The sequence below is a fragment of the Roseibium sp. genome, from assembly GCF_965216085.1.
Lineage (GTDB): Bacteria > Pseudomonadota > Alphaproteobacteria > Rhizobiales > Stappiaceae > Roseibium.
In genome coordinates, this window is sequence record NZ_OZ244138.1 from 4,319,249 (window position 1) to 4,342,105 (window position 22,857).

Annotated in this window: 19 protein-coding genes and 1 pseudogene; 7 read left to right on the forward strand and 13 right to left on the reverse strand. The window is 55.9% G+C overall.

Annotated elements, in window-relative coordinates; translation table 11 throughout:
* Positions 1–68 precede the first annotated feature (68 nt).
* The 7 genes from ACOOFE_RS20335 to ACOOFE_RS20365 are packed head-to-tail and all read right to left on the reverse strand — an operon-like array spanning position 69 to position 6,195.
* Positions 69–1,322, reverse strand: a complete 1,254-nt coding sequence (locus ACOOFE_RS20335; protein ID WP_420411752.1) for an ABC transporter substrate-binding protein — start codon at positions 1,320–1,322, stop codon at positions 69–71.
* Complete coding sequence (locus tag ACOOFE_RS20340) at positions 1,319–2,299, reverse strand: branched-chain amino acid ABC transporter permease (RefSeq protein WP_420411753.1); 981 nt, start codon at positions 2,297–2,299, stop codon at positions 1,319–1,321. Before ACOOFE_RS20340 ends, ACOOFE_RS20335 begins: the two co-directional genes overlap by 4 nt.
* On the reverse strand, positions 2,296–3,210 hold the full coding sequence (locus ACOOFE_RS20345; RefSeq protein WP_420411754.1) for a branched-chain amino acid ABC transporter permease: 915 nt from the start codon (positions 3,208–3,210) through the stop codon (positions 2,296–2,298). The genes ACOOFE_RS20340 and ACOOFE_RS20345 overlap by 4 nt, the downstream gene beginning before the upstream one ends.
* Positions 3,207–3,935, reverse strand: coding sequence for an ABC transporter ATP-binding protein (locus ACOOFE_RS20350; protein ID WP_420411755.1), 729 nt, complete (start codon positions 3,933–3,935; stop codon positions 3,207–3,209). Before ACOOFE_RS20350 ends, ACOOFE_RS20345 begins: the two co-directional genes overlap by 4 nt.
* Complete coding sequence (locus ACOOFE_RS20355; RefSeq protein WP_420411756.1) at positions 3,928–4,701, reverse strand: ABC transporter ATP-binding protein; 774 nt, start codon at positions 4,699–4,701, stop codon at positions 3,928–3,930. Before ACOOFE_RS20355 ends, ACOOFE_RS20350 begins: the two co-directional genes overlap by 8 nt.
* Positions 4,694–5,776, reverse strand: a complete 1,083-nt coding sequence (locus ACOOFE_RS20360) for an aldo/keto reductase (protein WP_420411757.1) — start codon at positions 5,774–5,776, stop codon at positions 4,694–4,696. The genes ACOOFE_RS20355 and ACOOFE_RS20360 overlap by 8 nt, the downstream gene beginning before the upstream one ends.
* On the reverse strand, positions 5,773–6,195 hold the full coding sequence (locus ACOOFE_RS20365) for a TIGR04076 family protein (RefSeq protein ID WP_420411758.1): 423 nt from the start codon (positions 6,193–6,195) through the stop codon (positions 5,773–5,775). Before ACOOFE_RS20365 ends, ACOOFE_RS20360 begins: the two co-directional genes overlap by 4 nt.
* 100 nt (positions 6,196–6,295) lie before the next feature.
* Here ACOOFE_RS20365 and ACOOFE_RS20370 point away from each other — a divergent pair, with 100 nt between their 5' ends.
* Positions 6,296–6,946 (forward strand): GntR family transcriptional regulator, encoded by a 651-nt coding sequence (locus ACOOFE_RS20370; protein ID WP_420411759.1) that lies wholly within the window; start codon positions 6,296–6,298, stop codon positions 6,944–6,946.
* 11 nt (positions 6,947–6,957) lie between these two features.
* On the forward strand, positions 6,958–8,439 hold the full coding sequence (locus ACOOFE_RS20375; RefSeq protein ID WP_420411760.1) for an aldo/keto reductase: 1,482 nt from the start codon (positions 6,958–6,960) through the stop codon (positions 8,437–8,439).
* 134 nt (positions 8,440–8,573) lie between these two features.
* On the opposite strand, the gene ACOOFE_RS20380 is transcribed toward ACOOFE_RS20375, so the two are convergent.
* Positions 8,574–9,104, reverse strand: coding sequence for a TRAP transporter large permease subunit (locus ACOOFE_RS20380; RefSeq protein WP_420411761.1), 531 nt, complete (start codon positions 9,102–9,104; stop codon positions 8,574–8,576).
* Between the two features lie 44 nt (positions 9,105–9,148).
* Here ACOOFE_RS20380 and ACOOFE_RS20385 point away from each other — a divergent pair.
* Together ACOOFE_RS20385 and ACOOFE_RS20390 are read left to right on the forward strand one after the other, a co-directional pair.
* Positions 9,149–9,298, forward strand: a pseudogene (locus tag ACOOFE_RS20385) (carboxymuconolactone decarboxylase family protein); the annotation flags it as partial.
* 780 nt (positions 9,299–10,078) lie between these two features.
* Complete coding sequence (locus tag ACOOFE_RS20390) at positions 10,079–12,172, forward strand: peroxidase family protein (RefSeq protein WP_420411762.1); 2,094 nt, start codon at positions 10,079–10,081, stop codon at positions 12,170–12,172.
* A gap of 113 nt (positions 12,173–12,285) precedes the next feature.
* On the opposite strand, the gene ACOOFE_RS20395 is transcribed toward ACOOFE_RS20390, so the two are convergent.
* Together ACOOFE_RS20395 and ACOOFE_RS20400 are read right to left on the reverse strand one after the other, a co-directional pair.
* Positions 12,286–13,986 (reverse strand): AMP-binding protein, encoded by a 1,701-nt coding sequence (locus tag ACOOFE_RS20395; RefSeq protein ID WP_420411763.1) that lies wholly within the window; start codon positions 13,984–13,986, stop codon positions 12,286–12,288.
* Positions 13,987–14,276: 290 nt separating this feature from the next.
* Positions 14,277–15,536 carry a urate hydroxylase PuuD gene (locus ACOOFE_RS20400; RefSeq protein WP_420411764.1) on the reverse strand — a complete coding sequence of 420 codons (1,260 nt, stop codon included), beginning with the start codon at positions 15,534–15,536 and terminating at the stop codon, positions 14,277–14,279.
* A 103-nt stretch (positions 15,537–15,639) separates the two neighbouring features.
* Here ACOOFE_RS20400 and ACOOFE_RS20405 point away from each other — a divergent pair, with 103 nt between their 5' ends.
* From ACOOFE_RS20405 to ACOOFE_RS20415, 3 genes are all read left to right on the forward strand, one after another.
* Complete coding sequence (locus tag ACOOFE_RS20405; RefSeq protein WP_420411765.1) at positions 15,640–16,557, forward strand: LysR family transcriptional regulator; 918 nt, start codon at positions 15,640–15,642, stop codon at positions 16,555–16,557.
* Positions 16,558–16,655: 98 nt separating this feature from the next.
* Complete coding sequence (gene puuE / locus ACOOFE_RS20410; protein WP_420411766.1) at positions 16,656–18,071, forward strand: allantoinase PuuE; 1,416 nt, start codon at positions 16,656–16,658, stop codon at positions 18,069–18,071.
* Positions 18,068–18,556: an ureidoglycolate lyase gene (locus ACOOFE_RS20415; protein ID WP_420411767.1), complete on the forward strand. Its 489-nt coding sequence runs from the start codon at positions 18,068–18,070 to the stop codon at positions 18,554–18,556. The genes puuE and ACOOFE_RS20415 overlap by 4 nt, the downstream gene beginning before the upstream one ends.
* A gap of 41 nt (positions 18,557–18,597) precedes the next feature.
* Here ACOOFE_RS20415 and ACOOFE_RS20420 read toward each other — a convergent pair whose 3' ends face one another.
* The 3 genes from ACOOFE_RS20420 to ACOOFE_RS20430 form a co-directional block, all read right to left on the reverse strand.
* Entirely contained in the window at positions 18,598–19,581 is a 984-nt protein-coding gene (locus ACOOFE_RS20420) for a type I glyceraldehyde-3-phosphate dehydrogenase (protein WP_420411768.1), read from the reverse strand.
* Between the two features lie 278 nt (positions 19,582–19,859).
* On the reverse strand, positions 19,860–21,629 hold the full coding sequence (locus ACOOFE_RS20425; RefSeq protein ID WP_420411769.1) for a B12-binding domain-containing radical SAM protein: 1,770 nt from the start codon (positions 21,627–21,629) through the stop codon (positions 19,860–19,862).
* Between the two features lie 384 nt (positions 21,630–22,013).
* Positions 22,014–22,829, reverse strand: coding sequence for a bifunctional allantoicase/(S)-ureidoglycine aminohydrolase (locus ACOOFE_RS20430; protein ID WP_420411770.1), 816 nt, complete (start codon positions 22,827–22,829; stop codon positions 22,014–22,016).
* Between the last annotated feature and the right edge of the window lie 28 nt (positions 22,830–22,857).

Below are 22,857 nucleotides of genomic sequence, written 5' to 3' on the forward strand. Positions count from 1 at the left end.
GACCGCTTGCTAGTCGTGCAGGAAGACCGGGACAAAATGCCCCGGCCGTTCCATTTGCAAATCCGGGCCTACTTTAGCGACGCAATAAACGCATCCACTTCCGTCAGCGACAGGTATTCCACTTCTTCCGTGCCGCTGTCTGTGAACTTCCAAACAACAGCCGGTGCGGAAACATCGCCATTGACGTCAAAACGGACATTACCGGTCGCGCCCTGGTACATCACGGTGCCGCCCTCGGACAAAGTGGCTTTTGCAGCTGTGAACCCGGCCGCATCCGCAGTTATTGCTTTGCCTTTTGGATCGGTCACTTTGGAAACGGCCGCTGCGATATCGGCACCAGAGGCATCCTTGCCGGCTGCTTCCATGGCGAGCAGTGCGATCATGGCTGCATCATAGCTGTTCGCCAGTCCCGGACCATTCGGCTCGGAGCCGAATTTCGCCTTGTAAGCCGCCTTGAAAGCGTCCGCGCTCTCAACGCGCGGCGAAGCCGTGTCCGTCCCCAAGGCACCGCCCAGATATTGGAGACCGACATTGTCCCGGAACTCATCGGACTTCAGGGAGTTTGCCAAGATCATGTTCTGTGTGCCGCCAAGTGACAGCCATTCGCGCACAGCGGACGTGCCTTCAGTCGGGTAAAGCGCCAAATAAAGCGCTTCCGGCTGGCTGCCGAGCGCCTCGGTGACTTCGGCACGATAGGATGGCTGGGCATCGTTGATCGCAACAGAGGCCGTGACCTTAACCCCGGCCGCGGCAAAGTCCGCCGCGATCAGTTTGGCCATGTCCTGACCCCAGTCATCGTTCTTGTAGAGGATGGCGACCGATTTGAAGCTCTTGTCTGCAGCAACTTTGGCACCCATCGCGGACTGAACTCCGGTCGTGGCAAAGGTGCGGAACCAAAGGCCCTTGGTTTTGCCCTCTTCCGCCAGCCTGGTGAAGGCCGTTGACGAGGAACAGCAGGACATCTGCATGACACCGCTCGGCACGGTCACTGATGACAGAATCGGCATGGAGACACCGGAAGACACTGCGCCCAGGAGCACTTTCACCCCTTCCAGATCGACCAGCGCCTTGGCCGCATCGACACCAACTTTCGGATCGACCTGAGTGTCCCTCAAGATCATCTCGATAGAACAGCCCCCAGCGCCACCCGCTTCATTGACCTGGTCAACAGCGAACTGGGCAACTTCCGCAATCGGCCGGCCCCAGTCCACAGAGGTCGGCAATGCCGCTCCAATCTTGGTCGTACAATCCTGGGCTTGAACACCGCTGCTCAGAGCCGTCAGGCCCGCGGCGACGGCCGCAAAAACAAGTGCTTTTCTCATGTTAGTCCCTCTGCTTGTGTCTTTTCCCGGTGTCCTCCTCCGGGTTGCGAAACGACTAGCCGCTCGGGGAACAGACCTTGGGGTCTCCAGAGCAGCATGCCGACGATCACCATGCCGATCAGAACGAACTGGATCGAGCCGGTGTAAAGTTGAGCCTCAACAGGTGCGAAGCGGGACAGGGCCCAGCCGGAAAACGTCCAGGCGCCCCAGATCAGAAAGGCGCCCGCCATAGCGCCCTTGTTGTTGCCAGCACCACCAACAATCAGCATCGCCCAGATCTGGAATGTCAGGATTGGCAGAACATCCTGCGGACTGACAAAGGCGTAGAAAGTGCCGTAAAGCCCGCCTGCGAGACCGATGATCACCGACCCGGTGACAAAGGCGGCCAAGCGTACCTTGTCGGGGGATTTTCCGAGCGAGCGGGCGGCTGTCTCATCCTCGCGGATTGCCCGTAACAAGCGGCCGAAGGGTGAGACGGTCAGGCGTTCCAGGAAACCATAGACAAGGAGAAGAAAAATCAGAACCGCGACCAAGAACAGCAGATTGTAGCCAAAGCCGCTGCCAAGAAGGTTTTGGAGCGGGCGTTCGAACCCTCTGATCCCTTGGGCACCGCCTGTGACTGCGGTTGCATTCCGCATCACATTTTCAAAGGCAACGGCAACCCCGAACGTTGCAATCGCCAAATAGTCATGCCTGAGGCGAAGAGTGAGCTTGCCGACCACCCAAGCCAGCGCACCGGCAAAGGCCATGCCTCCAATGAGCGCCAGAGGATAAAACAGCTCGAAACCACCAAGGTGCCCGTCCTGCGGCGTACCGCCGAGGATCAGTGTTCCGTAGGCGCCTGCGCCGAAAGAGGCGACGACCCCGCCATTGAAAAGCCCTGTGTTGCCCCACTGAAGGTTCAGTCCCAAAACGGCAATCGCGAGGATCGCGGCAACGGTCGAAAAGAACACCAGATAGGAGATGACACCAATCATGCCCGTGCCTCCCCAAACAAACCGTTGGGACGCACCAGAAGGACAGCCAAAATCATGAGGAAGGGCACCGATGGGCTATAACCGGAGGGCAGGATCACCAGCGCGAGGTTAGACGCAATGCCGACAATGAACCCGCCGAGCACGGCCCCATAAACGCTGCCGATGCCGCCAACGATGGTCGCGGCAAAGATCGGCAGGACCAGATCCCGGCCCATAACCGGGGTGATCTGATAACTGAGGCCATAGAAGATCCCGGCAACCGCGCCGAGCCCGCCGCCGATGATCCAGACGGCGGCAATCATCCGCTTGAGGTTGACGCCGTGGACTTGCGCAAGGCCTGGATTTTCAGCAACCGCCCGAAGGGAAAATCCAAAAGTGGTCCGTGACAAGACCAGGTGAAGTGCGAGCATCAAAACAAGCGCGGCGATCAAGACAAACACCTGATCCGGTTTTACTAAGAGCAACGGATCCCGCGACAGCACCATCGCAAAGGCGATGTCGCTGGAATAAAGCTCGCCGGACAGACCAAAGATCAACCCGATCACATTGCGGATGATGAGTGCCATGCCGAAGGATGCAAACACCATGGAGAGTTCTTCGCCTTTTTGCCGCACCCTTTGAAAGACGAACCGGTCGATCAAAACGGCGGAGAGGCCGGTCAAAGCCATGGACAGGACGATTGAAATGGCGAGCGCACCCGTCATCGAGAGCGGGCCGATTTTTTCCGCGAGAACGGGCAACACGCTCTCGAACACCTTGTCAAAAACCAGTGCACAATAGGCGCCTATCGACAACAGCTCGGCATGCGAGAAATTCGCAAACCGCAGGATGTGCATGGCCATCGTCAAACCAATCGCGCCGAGCGACAAGAACGACCCGACCAGGATACCGTCGACGAGATGCTGGATCATGCCGGCACCCGCCTTTCCCCGCCCAGATAGATCCGGCCAAGAGCCGGATCCTGAAGCAGATCTGAGGCCGGGCCATCGATCTGGTTGCGGCCTTCGGCAAGCACATAACAATGATCGGCCCGTTTGAGTGCCTGTTTGACATTCTGTTCGACCAAAAGGATGCTTACCCCCTGCCCGGTCAATTGCTTGGCGTGATCAAGCACCTCTTCGGCGGCCTTTGGCGACAGGCCTGCCGACGGTTCATCCATTAGGATGAGGCTCGGATCGGCGGCAAGGGCCATCGCAACGGCCAGAAACTGCCGCTGCCCGCCGGACAGGGACCCTGCCTTGTCGCGCTGTTTGTCTGCGAGTACCGGAAACCGCTCGTAGAGTTCTGAGAGCCTTTGAGAAGCGTGCGAGTGTTTTTGCAAAGCCAGATCAAGGTTCTGGCGGATTGTCAGCGTCCTGAAGACATTGTCCGTTTGCGGAACATAAGCAATGCCGACGCTCGTTATACGATCAGGGGACAGGCCCGTGATGTCTTGACCGTTTGCTGTGACGCTTCCATTGGAAACCGGCAAGAGACCGATAACAGCCTTGATCAAGGTCGACTTCCCCGCCCCGTTCGGACCAATGATGACCGTCAGTTTTTCCCGTTCGGCCATCAAAGATACATCGCGCAGGATCGGCAAATCCGGAACATAGCCGGCGGTCACGTTGTCAACGGAGAGCACAGCATCAGGCATCGACTGGTGCTCCGAGATATGCATCCAAAAGAACAGGATTGGACTGAGCTTCTTCAGCTGAGCCTTCAAAGACGACGCGTCCCTCGGCAAGGGCGATCACCGGATCGCAGTGGCGCATCACAAAATCCATATCGTGTTCAATGATGAGAAAGGTTTTTCCGGACCGATTGAGCTCTTCTATCTTGCCGATCAGCACTTCGGTAAGCGCCGGGTTCACACCAGCGGCCGGTTCGTCCAAGAGGATCAGTTTGGGATCGCCCATCAGGACACGGGCCAACTCCAGCAGCTTCATCTGACCGCCCGATATCTTGCCGGCCGGCTGGTCTGCGAGCGGACGAAGGGTCACAAAATCCAGCACCTCGAGGGCACGTTTTCGAATGACGGCTTCCTCGTCGCGGATCCTTGCACGACCAAAAACCGGAGCCAGCAGCCCTTCACCGCTCTGATCCAGCGGCGCCAGCATGACGTTTTCCAAAACGCTCATGCGCTTGAATGGCCGCGGGATCTGAAAGGTGCGGCCAAGGCCTGCTGCGAACCGACGTTCCGGCGCTAGGCTGGAAATATCCTGACCATCAAAAACCACCCGGCCAGCGCTCGGCGCCAAGTCTCCGGCAACGACGTTGAAAAGTGTCGACTTACCGGCCCCATTTGGCCCGATGAGACCGGTGATCGACCCGCTCCGGATATCCAGCGACACCCCATCCACGGCAAGAAAATCGCCGAAGGACCGGGAAACATTGGTCAGCTTGAGGATCGGCTCAGCCATTGGCCGCTCCTAGAACGGCATCGTCCGGGCGGGTGTTGAGATTGTATTTCATGATCCGCCCATGGCGCCCGTTCCGGTCGCGTTCCAGCCCAAACACATCGCCTTGCGGGCCCGGCGCCGTCTGCAGCAGAGCATCAATGCGCGACAGATCCTCTGCGTCGAGCTCAAACTGGAAAACCTCCAGGGTTTTCGGCAAATGGCGAGCATATCGCGCGCCGACAATGGCCGCTGCGACCTGGGGCTGCTGCAACACCCAGCGGGTCGCAACTGAGCTCAAAGTCACGTTGTGACGGCGCCCAATGTCATTCAGCAAAAGAAGCAGTGTTTGAAACCGGTCCCAGGAACCGAATTCATCGATGATCAAACGGTATTTGATCAGGGAGCGGTTTTCGAATTGAAAACCTGGGTCCGGTTTTCCAAGCCAGTTCTCGGTCAAGAACCCGCCGGCCAACGTGCCATAACATTGAAGCTGGACATCATGAGCCGCTCCCCATGGTGCCAGGACCTTGGCAGCTCGGCGGTCCAGAACGGAATACTGCACCTGTGTCGAGACCAGATCGATCCCCGCATCCAGATAAGGCGCTGTTTCCTTGACGTCCCAGTTGGTGACCCCCAGATGGGCGATCTTGCCCTTTTCCTGACAGCGCTGGAGCGTCTCCATCGCCTTTACCGGCGCACCAATCGACGTATCCCACCAGTAGAACTGCACCAGATGCAGACGGTCGATTTGCAGGCGCTGGAGCGAGCGGTCGACAATCGCTTCCACCTCGTCTGCCGAGAGGTCTTGAAGCCTTTCCAGATCCGGCACCAGTTTGGTGTGCACCTGAACCCGGTCGGCCACATCCGATCCGCGCCGTTTGCGGACATCGCCAATGAAGGCACCGATCATCTCCTCAACACCGGTGTAAATGTCGGCGCAATCGAAAGAGGTAATCCCGGCGTCGAGGAATGCTTCCATATCCGCAATTGCGGCGGCCGGATCTACCGGACCATGATCTCCTGCAAGCTGCCATCCGCCCTTGATGACGCGGGAGATGGCGTAGCCGGGCCGGAGTTCTGCGGTCTCAGCGTTCATTCCACCTCGTCCTTCTGCCAGTAAGGTGTGCTGCGCTGTTCCGGGAGACCCGTGGTCTCGGAATGGCTGAACCAGCGTTTTTTTGTCCGAGTGATCCGGAACCGCCCGCCGCAATGCGGATCTGGACAGGCAACTTCGGCGTCTGTGCTCATCCAATCGTTTGGGCTTGTCGGGCGTTGCTTGGCGGGAAGGAGTGGCAAGACGGCAGCAAGGGCGTACATGGACACCCGCTGGTCTTCTTGGAAAACCAGCGCCTCCCCCTCAACGGCGAAACTCTCGCCTTCGACATGCCTGCAAACCGGCGTGCGGCCGTCCAGAACCGTTTCGACTTTCAAGTCATACAGCCAGAATCCATCGCCGGCTTCGGCCGCTGCATCACGGTCCATCCCGTTTGAATCTTCCGCCACCGCGCTCCCCACTTTTTTGTTTTGGCGCCTTGATTGTGATCTGTGATATTTTATACCATATCTCAAAACCAGATTGTCAAGACAAGAAGCCAACGTGGCCAAAGGCTGAGGGATGAACGAGCCAAAGATTGCCAAGATCGATCAGTCGAAACTGAGAGAAAGCGTCTATGAAGCGCTGCGTGAAGCTTTCACGCGCGGCGCTTTTGCGCCGGGCGAAAGTGTAAGCCTGCGCACACTGGCCGATCAGCTCGGCACCTCAATGACGCCGGTGCGGGAAGCCGTGCGCCGTCTTGTTGCCGAGGGAGCGCTGGTCGACACGCCGAGCCGGACCCTGGAGGTGCCGCCTTTCGATGCCGATCGTATGCGTGAGCTGAAGTCCGCACGCCTGGCCCTGGAAGCCATTTTGCTGGATGAGGCCATGGACCACATGGATGATGCTGCAATCGATGCACTCGCGGCGATCATTTCCCGGCCACGGCCCGAAGGTGAGCTGCCGGATCTGACGCAAAACTACGAGTTTCACTTCACCCTTTACCGACGTTCGCGATCCAGGGTCATACTGCCGCTCGTTGAGGCGTTGTGGCTTCAGTACGGCGCATTTTTGAACCTCGTCGTTCAGGAAAAAGCAGCCTCTGAAATCCCCGAACACATTCACCACGAGGAAATCATTACTGCCTTGCGTTTGAAAGACCGTGCGGCCGCCCAAAAGGCTCTTGCCCAAGATATTGAACGCAGTTTCAAGCTGCTCCTGCCCGAAACCTGAAGGATCTACAGATGCCCCTCCAACCGCCGCGCCAGACCCTAGCTGACGGTCTGGAAATCAGCCGTATTTTAACAGGCCTCTGGCAGGTGGCCGACATCGAAAAGGATGGTGCGCAGCTTGATCCAGAAAAGGGGGCGGATCATCTTGAAGCTTATTTGAAGGCCGGATTTTCCACCTTCGATATGGCTGATCATTATGGCAGCGCGGAGGTCATCTCCGGGCGGTTGCTCGCTCGGCATGAAGGACATGACCGTCCCCAGATTTTCACCAAATGGTGTCCGGAACCGGGCCCGATGACAGCCGACGTCGTGCGCGCAGGTGTTCAGGAACGGTTGGACAGGCTGGGCACAGACTGCATTGATCTTTTACAGTTTCACTGGTGGAGTTTTGAACATCCGGCCTGGCTGGACGCACTTCACGAAATGACGAAACTGAAGGACGAAGGGCTGATCAAGGCCCTCGGCGTCACCAATTTTGATGCTGCGCACCTGCGCCTGGCCCTTTCTGACGGCATTCCTCTGGTCACCAACCAGGTATCGTTTTCCATGATCGACCGCCGCGCACTTGGCCCTTTGTCTGATCTGTGTGCGGAAAGAGACGTCCGGTTGCTTGGTTACGGCACGCTTTGTGGCGGCTTCCTGTCGGATCGCTGGCTCGGCAAACCTGAACCCGCAGACATCACCGACTGGTCAAAAATGAAGTACAAGCGCTTCATCGACGCTGCCGGTGGCTGGGACGGATTTCAGGCGATCTTGAAAGCAGCCAGTTCAATAGCGCAAAAACACGACGTCTCACTTGCGAACGTGGCAACGCGCTGGGTTCTGGAGCAACCGGCCGTCGCTGGTGTGATTGTCGGTGCCCGGCTCGGTGAAAGCGAGCATATGGCAGACAATGCAAAGCTATTCTCTTTTGCCCTCGATGAGGAAGACACCGCGCAGTTGGATGCGGCTTTTTCGGAGACGACGCCTGTCCCTGGCGATTGCGGCGATGAATACCGCCGCCCACCTTTCCTGACCGCGTCCGGCGACCTCAGCCATCACTTGTCTGGAATGCCCCGCGCCCATGACGCTGGTCCTGCTCCACACCGGCCAGACGCAACACATGTGCTGACAGGGTCGGATTGGGAGGAGATCGCCGGCTATTGCCGGGCCCATCGGATCGGCAACCGTATTCTTGTCTCGGGCACGACCGCGGTGGCCGGCGCGTCCCGGGCTGTCGCTCCCGACGATGCGGCTGCCCAGACCACCTTCATTCTCGACAAGATCCTGGCCGCGCTTTCAGCTCTTGGCGCGACTGCCAACGATGTCGTGCGGACACGGATCTTCATCACAGACGAGAACGATGTGTTCGACATCTCCCGCGCCCACGGACGTGTCTTTTCGGAGATCAAGCCCGCCAACACATTAGTTGTGGTTGCCGGACTGATTGGCGACCACAAAGTGGAGATCGAAACCGAAGCTCTTGTACAGGATAGCACGCAAAAACCCGATTAGAATCCGTTCAACCAGTTTGACGGGCCGCTGTTGTGGCTTCCATCGTCTTCTTAAGCAGGGCAAATGTTCCGTTCGGCGTAAGCCAATTCCTCAGCAATGCGCTAAAATGTATTTGGTCAAAGCCTTCGCCGAATCTATAGGCCTGGGAGCCACAGAGCGATTTCAGGAAACAGCACCAGCAGGGCCACCAGCAGAAGCGAGCAGCCGATGAATGGGAAGGCCGACGTATAAATCGTGCGCATGGTTGTCCCGGGTGGAGAGCCCCCCTTCATGACAAAAAGCAGGAGCCCAAAAGGCGGCGTGGTGAAGCTGATTTCCAGTGCCAATAGCATGATTAGGCCGAACCAAATCGGATCGTAACCAAGGTTCATGGCGAGCGGAAAGAAGATCGGCACAGTGAGAAGCATCATGGAGATTTGCTCCATGAACATACCGAGAAGCAACAAGACCGCGAACATCACCATCAACATGGCGATCGGAGCAAGCTCGAAGGAAATGGCCCAATTGACCAGCCCCCTAGAGGCGCCGGAAAAGGCCAGGAGCTGACTGAAAGTCGCCGATCCGAAGACGATCAGATAGGCCATTAGCGTAACCTTGAGCGCTCCGGTCACGGATTTGCGCGTAGCTTCCCAAGTCAGGCAGCGGAAAATCGCTGCTAGAATCAAGACACCCAAAGCGCCGAAAGCAGCAGCTTCTGATGGCGTGACGAAGCCATTGCCGCGGCGCTATCACGAATGGCGCATCCAAGGAGGAGATCCGCGCCATCATTCATGTGATCGGCATCTATTGCGGCGTCCCGCAGGCCCTCGAATGCTTCCGGGTGGCCAAGAAGGTTCTTGAGGAAGAAAATCCAAAATAGCATTGATGAATTTGGTCGATGCTTTTGGCTTGTCGTCCGCCTCGGTGGAAGCCCCTAAGCTCGACATCAGACGTATTTTCCCAATGCTGCAAACCCGCGCTTGCCCATAAGGCGCTTGACCGCTGCCGGTGTTCTTCGATCTTAGTTTCATAAACCCCGACAGACTCTAATGTCTGGCACTGGCCTTTATCCTTAGATTTACATCAGCTCACGCGCACCAAAATGGCGTGAGTTTTCTTCGATTCTTTGAAGTTTCTTCCTCTTTTTCTGATCTAGCCGGATGTTTTTCCCGCGCCACGGGTAGTGATCACAGGGCAGCAGAAACATCAGGATCTGGGGGGAGATCCGCTTCGAGGGAAGCTGAAGGATATGCACTTTTGCGCCGGACCGAGTGTCACGTGCCAGATCCGTTTATATGGCAATTGCCTTGCCGCCGCGGACAGTTTTGCGCTTTTGGGGCGTCATTTTTGTACCCCTGCAAATGACCGGGAACCGCTCCTGCCGATGTTCCGGCTAAACCGCGATACCTACAAAGTGAACTGGCTCAGGCGGTTAAAAACAGCCCTTTCCGCCCGCGACTGGTGTCCTCCGAAGTCAGGGAAATACACAAATACCAAGGGCAAACTTCAATCTTCTCCGGGGACTGCTCCGCAGACTTCCCGTCATATCTACCGCAATCGAAAATCTCAAAAAAACCGAAGCATGTGGCCCCCAGAATTTCTGGCCTCAACACCTTGCTTCACTGTTCCAGCCCCATCCAATGAGAATTAGGAGTCCGTCATGAGACGCTCAGATCAAACGCCTCTGCAAAACCAACCAAATCAAGACCCGGCTCCAGAACAAAATCAAGGTCCCAATGGACCCAGAGGAGCAGACGGGGCTGGCCTGGCGCGAATCCAGGCAAACCTGATCGACAATCTCGCCAACAGGTCCGTTGACGGATCAAACAGCCATGAAACCAATATTGATTGGGGTGCGACCGGCCAGCAATTGCTGCGCCTGACAGCCGCCAATTACACCGATGGGATCGGTACAGTTGCCACCGATCTGCCTAACGCTCGGGCGATCAGCAATGCGGTTGCTGAACAGACCGAAGACGAGCCCAACTCGTTTGGCCTTAGCGACATGTTCTGGGTTTGGGGACAGTTCATTGACCACGACATCACCTTGACCGGCGAAGAAGGCTTCGAGTTTTCGCCCATCACTGTCCCGGCCGGAGACAGTGATTTTGATCCGGCCGGGACCGGTGAAGCAATCATTCCATTCACACGGACCGGCGTTGTCGAAGGAACCGGGACGGATTCCGCCCGGCAATACTCTAACGGCATCACGTCCTTCCTCGATGCGTCCATGGTCTACGGCTCGGATGCTGACACCGCCGCCGCGTTGCGCGGTGACGGCGGCAAGCTTCTGTTGACCGAAGACAATCTGCTCGTTGAAACTGAAGGCGGAGTTCTGGCCGGTGATGTCAGGGCGGCAGAAAATGTTGCGCTGACTTCAATGCACACGGTGTTTGCCCGCGAGCACAATCTCTGGGTCGAGCGATTTGCGCGCCAGGACCCGGGCATGAGTGATGATGAGCTTTATGACGCCGCCCGCATTGTGGTTGAGGCTGAAATTCAGGCCATCACTTTCAATGAGTTTTTGCCACTTCTGCTCGGTGAAGACGCAATCACCGCATATGAGGGATATGATCCGAATGTGAACCCCGGAATATCCGTGGAGTTTGCCACCGCAGCTTTCCGTTTCGGGCACAGCCTGTTGTCGTCCAACATCCAGCGGCTCGACAGCGACGGCAACACCATTGCAGCGGGCGATCTTTCTTTAAGCGAAGCCTTTTTCAATCCGTCGGAAATATCCGAGAACGGCGGCATTGATCCTTTGCTGCGCGGATTGGCCGACAACACGGCTCAGGAATTGGACACACAGGTTGTCGAAGATGTCCGCTCTTTCCTGTTCGGCGCTCCGGGCTCCGGAGGTCTCGACTTGGCCGCGCTCAACATAGAACGCGGGCGGGATCTCGGAGTTGCCAGCTACAACGATCTTCGCGAAGCCCTCGGTCTTACACGGGCAACTAGCTTTTCCGACATCACATCCGACGCCACCGTCGCCGCACAATTGGCAAGCGTTTACACCTCCGTCGATCAAGTGGATGCCTGGATTGGCGGATTGGCAGAAGACCCAGCAGGCAGCGGGATCGTCGGGGAGTTGTTTGCCACCATCTTGCTGGATCAATTCCTGCGCTTGAGGGACGGTGATCCATTTTGGAGCCAAGGTCTCGATTTGCCGCAAGCTCAGATCGATGCGCTCTGGTCGACCTCACTTGCCGATGTCATTGAACGGAACTCCGATATCCGCTCCCTCCAGGACGATGTCATGCTGGCGTATGACCGGATCGGCGGAACAAACGGTGATGATGCACTGACAGGTGCGGATGGCCGGGACCTGATACTGGGCAATCGCGGCAATGACGTGCTGGACGGCGCCGGTGGCGACGATCAGCTGGAAGGGCAAGATGGCAATGACACCTTGTTTGGCCAGGCCGGGAACGATGTGCTTTACGGCGGCGATGGTGCGGATACGCTGGTCGGCGGAGCCGGCAACGACGAGCTTGATGGCGGCCGCGGCAACGATACGTTCGTCTTTGAAGGAGACTTCGGGTCCGACATCGTTGAGCGCTTTGGTACGGGTGACCGCGGCGGCGATGACCTCTTGCAGGTCAGCGTCGATGGGTTTGCGACGGCGGAAGCCGTACTCGCACTCGCGGCTGAAACACAAGCTGGCACGGTACTTCAGTTCTCGGACGACTTGTCGATCACGTTGCTTGGTGTTTCGGTCGCACAACTGGATTTGAATGACATTCAGATCATCTAAAAACTGGCTCTAGAACAAATCCACCGCCGGTCTTAAAAGACGGCGGTGGGTGTTCCGAAGTGGTTTTCCAGCGTCATGAAATCCAGCCAGCGGATATTCTTTTTCGGCGTGAGTTACGCTTCGGCGCGCAGATCCTTCCTCAAAATCTTACCGACGTTCGATTTCGGCAAGTCTTCCCGGTATTCGATAATTTTGGGCACCTTGTAGCCGGTCAGATGTTTCTTGCAGTGCGCCCGGATTTCTTCCGGTGTCAGGCTTGAATTATCAAGAATAACAAAGGCTTTCACCGCTTCTCCTGTGTCCTCATCCGGTACGCCAATGACGGCGGATTCAAAAATCCCTGGATGAGACGCCAAACAATCCTCGACCTCGTTCGGATAGACGTTGAAGCCGGACACCAGGATCATATCCTTCTTGCGGTCGACGACCGAGAAATAGCCGTCAGCATCCATCACGCCGATGTCACCGGTCAGGAACCAGCCGTCGCGCATGACTTTGGCTGTCTCTTCGGGCTTATTCCAGTACCCTGCCATGACCTGTGGCCCTTTCGCCGCGATTTCGCCGCGCTCACCAACCGGAACTGTATTGCCATCATCATCGACACAGCGCATCAGGGTTGAAGGAATGGGCACTCCAATGGACCCATCCCTTACCTGACCCAAGGGGTTGAAACTGAGCACAGGAGAGGTTTCTGTGAGGCCATACCCCTGCAGAACCGGTTTACCAGTGATTTCTTCCCAGCGTTTTGCAACGTCCGCCAGCAGAGCCATACCACCGGCTGAGGCCATTTTCAGATGTTTGGGCGGATTGTCCCGGAACCACTGCTCATTGTTCAAGGCATTGAAGAGGGTATTCACACCGCTCAACCAGGTGATTTTGTAGTTCTCGAACGCCTTCTTCAAATTGCTGATGGGGCGTGGACTGGGGATCAAAATATTGCGCCCACCCAACCAATAGAAGGCGAGCAAATTCAATGTGAACGCAAAAATGTGATACATCGGCAGTGCGGTGAGAATAGTCTCTTCGCCGCGTTTGATCGCCGGGATCATCTCCAGCGACTGCTCCATGTTCATAATGAGATTTTCGTGGGTGAGCATCGCGCCCTTGGCAACACCCGTTGTGCCGCCGGTATATTGCAGACAGGCCGTGTCTCCCGGTTCAACGCTCTGGTGGTAGACATCCACTTCGATGTTTTCGCGTGACCGGCGGGTCCGGCCGGCGGCCAGCGCATCCGGAAAACGGGTATGGGGGACTTCAATCGGCTTGACGGTCTTGTCCTTGTATTTCTGTACCAGACCAATGAGGGTCCGCGGCAGCCAGGGCAGGAATTCAGCCACGCGGGTGACAATGATATTTGGGATCGGATGGCCGCGAGTCGCTTCCGGGATCTTGTCGGCGAACATGTCGATGATCACCAGCGCATGCGGTTCGGCATCCTGGAATTGTTTTGCCATTTCATCCGCGGTGTAAAGCGGATTGACGTTCACCAAAACGCAGCCTGCTTTGAGGATCCCAAAGGCCGCGACCGGAAAGGCCAGTCCGTTGGGCATCTGCAGTGCCACGCGGTCGCCTTGCGCCAGCCCAGCCACTTCCCGCAAGTAAACGGCAAACGCATCCGACATCTCGTCGACCTGCGCGAATGTCAGCGATCCGTTCATGCCGTTCGGCATGCAGGCGGTAAAAGCTGTCGTATCGCCAAAAGTATCGGAGGCGGACCGGATCAAATCACTAATAGTCCGATAAGATGCCGCCTCGATCTCCGGCCGCATGTCAGGGCTATAGAACGCTGTCCACGGACGTTCACTTGAAGTCATTGTTTCCCCCCGGCTTTTTCGCCACCGCCACATGAACAACCTCTGATTGCTTTCCCAGGCAATAGAAGCTGTTGATCAACCATAGTTGTCTGAGAGCTTTAGCAAAACCCCGTAACGCTAGGGCATATGGGAAGAAATTTTAAGTTGCACCGCAGCAAACTAGGTAACTACTTGCGAATGCTCGATAATTTGTTTCCGGTTCGGGAAATCGGGTTTGCGACCTTACTTTATTTCGTCTCGCAAAAAAGTTAGCCGCCAATCGGCGGCCGAGCTGTATTGGCAAATTTATTTCATCGCGCACTAAGCCAAAACGGCTGATCTTTCGTGGCATTGCGGTACCAGGCAATGATCTGCCGCCGCTCGTCTTCTTCCATGAAGGAGACATTCGCCGGCGGCATTGCGTCGGTCACGCCAGCCTGCAGATAAATCTGCTTGGCTGCGCGCGCCACATCGGCCTCGGTTTCCAGAAGAAGGTTTTTTGGCGCCCAGTGGATGCCCTCGTAAAAGGGCTCCCTGGCGTGGCACATGGCGCAACGGCCGGGCACAATGGCCATGACGTCGTCAAAACCCTCGGCGCTGGCAAAGACCTGTTCGGTCTTGGTGAGCGGGCGCGCATCAGAGGCGTCAAAACTGTCTTGCTGAAGCGGTGCCATCGACAACTGAATAATCGCAACAAACAGGATCGCCGTAACAAGCCAGGTCCAGGTTGGATTGCTGGTTCCGGCATGGTTTGAATTGAAATAGTGCCGGATGGACACGCCCATCAAGAAGACAAGTGCAGCAATCAGCCAGTTGTATTCGGATGCAAAGGCCAATGGGTAATGGTTGGACAGCATCAAGAACACGACCGGCAGGGTCAAGTAATTGTTATGGGTGGAGCGCAGCTTGGCGATTTTGCCGTATTTTGCATCTGGCGTCCGGCCCGCTTTCAGGTCAGCGACAACGATCTTTTGGTTCGGAATGATAATGAAGAAGACGTTCGCCGACATGATGGTTGCCGTGAAGGCTCCCAGATGCAGCATGGTCGCACGGCCAGTGAAGATCTCATTGTAGCCGTACCCCATCGCGACGAGCAGGGCGAACAACAGAACCATTAAAAGCGTCGGACTGTCTCCCAGCTTGGATTTGCAGAGGTAATCATACACAAGCCAGCCAATGCTGAGCGAACCAGCGGAAATCAGGATCCCCTGCCACAAGGCAAGATCAGCTTTGCTGGGGTCAATCAGATAGAGTTCACCACTCACCCAATAGACGATCATCAGGAGACCGGCCCCCGACAGCCAGGTGGCGTAGCTCTCCCATTTGAACCAGACCAGATGCTCCGGCATGTTTTCTGGCGCCACCAGGTATTTCTGGATGTGGTAAAAACCACCGCCATGAACCTGCCATTCCTCGCCATGAGCACCCACGGGAAGATGCGGAACCTTCTTCAAGCCAAGATCCAGCGCGACAAAATAAAACGACGAGCCAATCCAGGCGATGGCTGTGATGACGTGTAACCAGCGGACGGCAAATGCGAGCCAGTCCCAAATGATCGCAATGTCTAACATTGCACTCCCTCCAAATTCTTTCGCATCAACCTAGTCGATCCATGAATTTTCTGGTATCCCGACATAATCCAAGCAGTTTCAAAAAATCCGGAACAATCGCCTCATGGCCTATCTGGAAAACATCCGCACCTTCTTACGTGTCTATGAGTTGGGCAATATGTCGGCAGCCGCCCGGGACTTGAGAATCTCCTCAGCCGTCGCCTCCTCTCGCATATCGCAGCTTGAAGAACATTTAAATGTACGGCTGTTTCAGCGGACGACCCGTGCTCTCAGCCCAACTGAACAGGGCAACATTTTTTATCGCGGCGCCACAAAAATCATGGAGGCTGTGGAAGAAGCGGAAGCCGAAATCACCAATATGACCCGATCTCCCCGCGGTACATTGTTTGTGGCGGCCCCGATCGGCATGGGCCAGAGCCTCATTGCACCGGCGATCCCGCAATTCAAGGCAGATCATCCGCTTATCGACATTCGCCTGCGCCTCTCGGATCGCAAGGTTGATCTGACCGGTGAAGGCCTCGATGCGGCCTTCTTCCTTGGTGTTCCTGAGGATTCCAACCTTAAAATCCGGAAGATCGCCGACTGTCAGCGGATCCTGTGTGCCTCTCCGGACTATATCGCCCGAGCTGGGCAACCAGAAACAAGCGCAGACCTATCAAGTGGTAAATTCGACTGCCTGAACATGCGGTATCCAGGTGCGCCTGAATTCCAATGGCCCTTGCAAACTTCCGATGGCGTCAAACGTGTTCCGATCAAAGGTCCGTTTGAATCCGATCATGGCGATGTCCTCACGGGCTGGGCACTAGAAGGTCACGGCATCATTTTGAAACCTGTCTTTGAAATAGCTGATCATTTGAAGAGCGGCCGATTGGTGCAAGTTCTGCAAAACGAACCGCCGATCCCGGTTCAAATGGCCTGCCTCTATACGCACCGGCGCCGGCAGGATCCGAAAGTGCGGCTCTTTATCGAGTTCATGGTTGCCCATATTCAGGAAGAGCTTGCGCGAACAACCTCACTCTAAATGCATATGCAGACGCGTCAGCGGAGCACTTTCAAGAATTATCGAAAACCGCATGCGCGTACTCTGATCTATAAGACGGAAAAATCTGGAGGTCTGTCTTGAAACGCTATCCCCGCAATCTTCGTGGTTATGGTCCCAATCCGCCGCATGCCAACTGGCCCAACGGCGCCAAGGTCGCTGTGCAATTTGTGCTGAACTACGAGGAAGGCGGCGAAAACTGCGTGCTTCATGGCGATGCCGCTTCCGAGGCTTTCCTGTCCGATATTCCAGGTGCCGCCCAGTGGCCAGGTCAACGCCATTGGAACATGGAATCCATGTATGAATACGGCGCACGTGCCGGTTTCTGGCGACTGCACAGGCTGTTCACTAGCGCGAATATCCCGGTTACAATCTATGGCGTCGCCTCAGCGCTGGCCCGCAGCCCGGAACAGCTCGCGGCGATGAAAAGCGCAGGCTGGGAGATCGCCAGCCACGGTTTGAAGTGGATTGAGCACAAGGACATGGACCCGGAGACGGAGCGCGCGGCAATTGCCGAGGCGATCCGCCTGCACACGGAAGTCACCGGCGAGCGTCCGCGCGGCTGGTACACGGGCCGCTGCTCGGAAAATACTGTCCGGCTAGTCGCCGAAGAAGGCGGCTTTGACTACATCTCCGATACTTACGATGACGACCTGCCCTACTGGCTGCAAGTTGACGGCCGGGATCAGCTGATCATTCCCTATACGCTCGAAGCCAACGACATGCGCTTCTCCGTGTCTCCGGGTTGGAGCAGCGGCGAAGACTTCTTTGACTATCTGAAGAATGCTTTTGACGTTCTTTATGCCGAAGGCGAAGCCGGTTCACCGAAAATGATGTCGATCGGCCTGCACTGCCGTCTGATCGGCCGTCCGGGTAAGCTCGCAGCCTTGAAGAAATTTATCGATTACATCCAGGGGCACTCGAACGTCTGGTGTCCGCGCCGCATCGAAATCGCCAAGCATTGGGCCGACACCCATCCGCCGCAGCATTTTGACCGGCCAAGCGAGATGGACCGCGAGACCTTTGTTGCAAATTACGGCAGCATTTTTGAGCACTCTCCGTGGATCGCGGAACGAGCACATGATCTAGAACTTGGACCGGCCCATGATTGTGCTGCTGGCGTTCACAATGCTCTGTGCCGCATGTTCCGGACAGCAACCGAAGACGAACGCCTTGGTGTTCTGACAGCGCACCCGGATTTGGCTGGAAAACTGGCCGCCGCAGGCCGCTTGACTGCCGAAAGCACCAGCGAACAGGCCGGGGCTGGTCTCGATCTTTTGACAGATGAAGAACGGGAAACCTTCACCAAACTCAACGCCGACTATGTCGCCAAACACGGCTTTCCCTTCATCATCGCCGTACGAAATCACACCAAGGCCTCCATTATGGCTGCGTTCCATGAGCGGATCGGCAACGACCGGGCAACTGAATTTGCCGAAGCCTGCCGTCAGGTAGAGCGGATCGCCGAATTCCGGCTGATGGATGTTCTGCCATGAGCACTAAATTGATCCCTGCCCCGCTGACCGCAGATGCCTTTGCATCTTACGGTGATGTGATTGAAGTTTTCGGAGAGCCGGACAAGATCATCAATCAGGGCATGTGCGGCCGCCATCACGATCTGGCAACGCTCGATTTTGGATCGGGACAGGCTGGAATCAGCCTGTTCAATGCCAAAGCCCGATCGTTTCCCTACAGCGTCGATATGGTTGAACGGCATCCTGAAGGAAGCCAGGCGTTCGTGCCGCTCGATGGCGTGCCCATGCTGGTGATTGTCGCGGAAGATCAAGACGGCACGCCGGTGAACTTGAAAGCTTTCGTCAGCCAGCCAGGCCAGTCAATCAACCTCCACCGGGGCACCTGGCACGGTGTTCTGGCGCCAATCGAACAACCCGGCCGCTACATCGTTGTCGACCGGATTGGCGATGGACCGAATCTGGAAGAACACTGGTTCAATTCGCCCTACACCGTTGAGGCGGTTTAGGAGTTAAAGACTGAGGGCGTCGGGACCCATACCGGCGCTTCTCAGCGCGCTGCCATCAGTTTTGCCATATCGATCATGCGGGCCGAAAAGCCCCATTCATTGTCGTACCAGCCGAAGATCCGTACTTGACGTTCACCGACAGACAAGGTTTCTGGCAAGGCTACCACAAGAGATTCCGGCCGGGCGCGCATGTCTGTTGAGACGACCCGGTCTTTTGTGAACCCAATCACCGCACTATCGGAAAAGATTTTCTGCAGACATTCGTTGATGTCTTCCCCAGGCCGATTTTTAAGTGTCAGGGTTACATCGACCGCAGACACGCTGATTGCCGGTACCCGGACCGCTGCGCCGCTCACAATGCCATTCAGCTTGGGTAAGACCTGACCGACCAACTTTGTGGCACTCGTTGTTGTCGGCACCATGGAAACGCCGCCGGCTCGGCTGCGCTCCAGGGGCCCGCGTGGCGCATCCACCATCGGCTGGCTGCCGGTGTAACAGTGGATCGTGGTCATATGCCCGGCTTCAATTCCAAGTTCATCGTCGATTCCGCGCAGCAGCGGCGCCAGAGCATTGGTTGTGCAGGAACCGTTGGAGACGAGGGTCCGGTCTTCAAGTTCTTCTTCGTTTGCGCCCAAGACCAGCGTGATGTCAGCAGCAGCTGAGGGGCCGGAGATCAGAACATTTCTTGCGCCAGCCTCAAGACCTCGGCTGGCAACGTCTTTGGTATCGGCTTTTCCCGTGCATTCCAGAACCACATCAACACCGGATAGATCCAATGCGGAAAGATCAGCTTCACATGAGAACCGGATTTCTTTGCCATCAACAGTCAGCTGATCATCGGTATGCTCAACCGTTCCGGGATATGGACCAAAAACACTGTCATATTTGAAGAGATAGGCGCAGGTTTCCAGCGGTGCGATGTCGTTGATCTGCACCACTTCAATTGCTTCTTCCGGCTGCAACGTCAGAACTTGGCGTAAGACAGTGCGGCCAATACGGCCGAACCCGTTGATAACGATCCGCATATATCGTTTCCGGTTTTGAAAGATGATCAGCTGCGTGAAACCGGGATATGCCAGCGTCCGCCAACACATTTGAAAACCCGATGAACACTAGTCTAGTTTTATCACTGCACTGTAATTTCTGAAGGAAAATATTGTCCCTAGAGACAATTTCCCTAAAAAACACAAGAGGATACTGACTTACCCTAAAGAAAACAAAAAGCAGTTTCTTAAATCACAAAAAAGTACAGGCCCGTTTCTTGAAAACAGGCCTACACTTCGTTCGAAGGGTATGAAACCCGTTAGGCAGACAATTTATCGGAAGCTGCGGTTTCCCGCTTCCTTTTTGGTGCTCCATAGGTGTTGGGGATCGCCTCGCCAAAAGTTTTCATGAGATCTAGTTCGTTCTCATTTTCCTCGGTCACCGGCTCGAGAGACAAATCAGAATAGCTGAGACGGTTGGGATCCTTCACAACTCGCCGGTGGATACGGGACAGCTTCAAATAGAGCGCACCAAAAGACGACATGGTGACGATGACCCCCAAAAGTCGTCTTGGATAGAAAATCAGCGGGTTTTCAATCTTCATTCCCGAGCGCCGCTGCTTCCTGGCCTTCCGGCGCAAAAAACCAGCCTCCAGCGGATGGACCTTTTCATAAAAGATCGATCCATAAAAGGCGCCTAGGCCCAGCATCAGCTGATGGGTTTTCAGTCCGCGCGCCGCGCCGCGCCGCAACACGGTTTCCATATGCTCTGGCGTATAGAACTGTCTCCAGCAATCCAAATAGACCTTTTCCCACTCCGCATCGCTCATGACCGGATGGTGTGAAACCCGGTGGTTGAGGTCGTATTTGTTGATATCCGGGTCCATCCAGACATCCTTGGCGGCCATCTTTTGATGATCTTCCGATCCCGGCAGGGGTGTCAGGAAGAAGAACTCGATCAGATCCAGCGGCAGCTCTTTCTTGATGATCTCGATGTTCCGGTGGATTTTTTCCGGCGTATCGTCTGGAAAACCCAGAATATAGCCGGCGTAGGTGACCACGCCGACCTCTTTCCAGGCCTGCAACATCTTGCGGTATTCCCATATCTTGTTCTGGCGTTTTTTGGCGGCCATCAAAGCATCCGGATCGATGTTCTCCAGTCCGATGAACACACGGTTACATCCGGCTCTAGCTGCCATCTCAATAAAACCATCGAGGCGGTGGCACAGCGTATCCACCTGAATGATGAACTTGAAACGGAGCCCCACCGCTTCTCTGAGGTAGATCAGGCGCTCCAGGATTGCTTTCCAGTTTTTATTCCGGGCGAAGTTATCATCGGTAATGAAAAACCGCTTGATGCCCTGCGTGTGGTTCTGGCGAATGATCGCTTCGATGTCGTCCGGTGAGCGAAAGCGGGACTTGCGCCCTTGCACGTTGATGATGGTGCAGAACGAGCACTGATACGGGCAGCCGCGACCGGAATCGAAGCTGGTATAGTGTCCGGCCGTATCTTGGAGGTTTTCGCTCGGCAAATACGGCAGGGATGTTCCGTCCATTCCCGGCATGTCATGCATGACATTGTAGAGCGGTTTTTGGTCACCGTTCCAAAGGTCCTGCAACAGTTCGGCCATGCGCCCTTCGGTTTCGCCTGCATAGATCGTTGCACCCAACTCCTGGGCTTCAGCAATTTCCGGCGGTATCTCCGGCAACATTGCGAGACATCCAGCAGCATGAAAACCGCCTATGACAACCGGGACATCGCCAGCCCGCAGTTGCCGTGTCAGATCAAGTGCCCTTGGAAACTGATTGGACTGCACGCCGACCAGCCCAACAAAGCCGTTATCGGCGGCCTTGACCCGGCGAATGATCTTCTCGATGTCCAGGACGGTATTGGTTTCATCATGCGCGACCAATTCGATTTCGACATCGGGCCCAAGAGCATTTTTCTCCGCGGCATCGCGAATGAGCCCATAAACGGAGGCTAGGGAATTGGACGGGATTGCGTTCTTCCACCACTGAATGACATAGCCGTCATCATCATAGTGGGACGGCTTGATCAGGACGATTGCAAACTTTTTCTGTGCGGCCATCATTCCCCCCGCGACTGGCCGCATGGCAGGACAATGGTGTGAAGTCACCGGACCGGTGCTTCAAGACTTTTTCAAACTGCATTTTTTGCGGCGTCATCGGCAATTCTGCCCAATGCCGCCGCGTCAATCAAGAAAAGCTGCGGTAACAAAATATTCCCTCGTGAAACACTGAAGCCAGCAATATTCTATTGGTGTGCTTGCCTGTTGAAATCCCACAGGAAAAAAAGCGACCGCCCTCTTTGATCGGGATCAGCCGCTTCTAAAAAGTTTTCCTTCTTGGCAGAAATCCGCAGAAATTCCTCCGGTCGTCCTGCCGCGACCAAACCCTAAATCGCAAAAACCAGATGCGAGCGGCCGTTTTTCGGTCGCCACTTGGACCGTTGGCTAAAGCGCCATGTGCCGGTTAACGTCCTTATAAAGCAGATACCGGAACGGACCCGGCCCACCAGCATAACAAGCTTGCGGGCAGAACGCGCGCAGCCACATATAGTCGCCAGCTTCAACTTCCACCCAGTCTTGATTGAGCCGGTAGACAGCCTTTCCTTCCAGTACATAGAGTCCATGCTCCATGACGTGGGTTTCTGCAAACGGGATCACCGCCCCTGGCTGAAAAGTGACGATATTGACGTGCATGTCGTGCCGCACATCCTTCGGATCGACAAAGCGTGTTGTTGCCCATTTGCCATCCGTACCAGGCATTTCCACTGGTTCAACGTCGTCTTCATGGGTTACGAAAAACTCCGGTGTATCCAATCCGCCGACCGCCTCGTAAGCCTTACGCACCCAATGAAAGCGCACCGGCGCATCACTCTCGTTCTTAAATGTCCAATCCGTCTCTGGCGGAATGAATGCATAACTCCCGGATCTCAAGTTATGACTGGTGCCCTCGACGGTGAGAACTGCCTCCCCCTCCACCACAAATAAGACCCCTTCCGCTTCAGGGTCGGTTTCGGGCCGGTCCGAGCCGCCGCCAGGAGCAACTTCCATGATGTACTGGGAAAAGGTCTCGGCAAAACCTGACAGAGGACGCGACAAAACCCACAAACGGGTGTCATCCCAGAACGGCAGGAAACTGGTCACAATGTCCCGCATGGTCCGGCGCGGGATGACTGCATAAGCATCTGTAAAGACCGCTCGATCGGTCAGAAGTGTTTCCTGGCCCGGATGTCCACCAGTGGGTGCGTAATACGACTTTGGCACTGCCAATATTCCCTTAAACTGTTTGCAG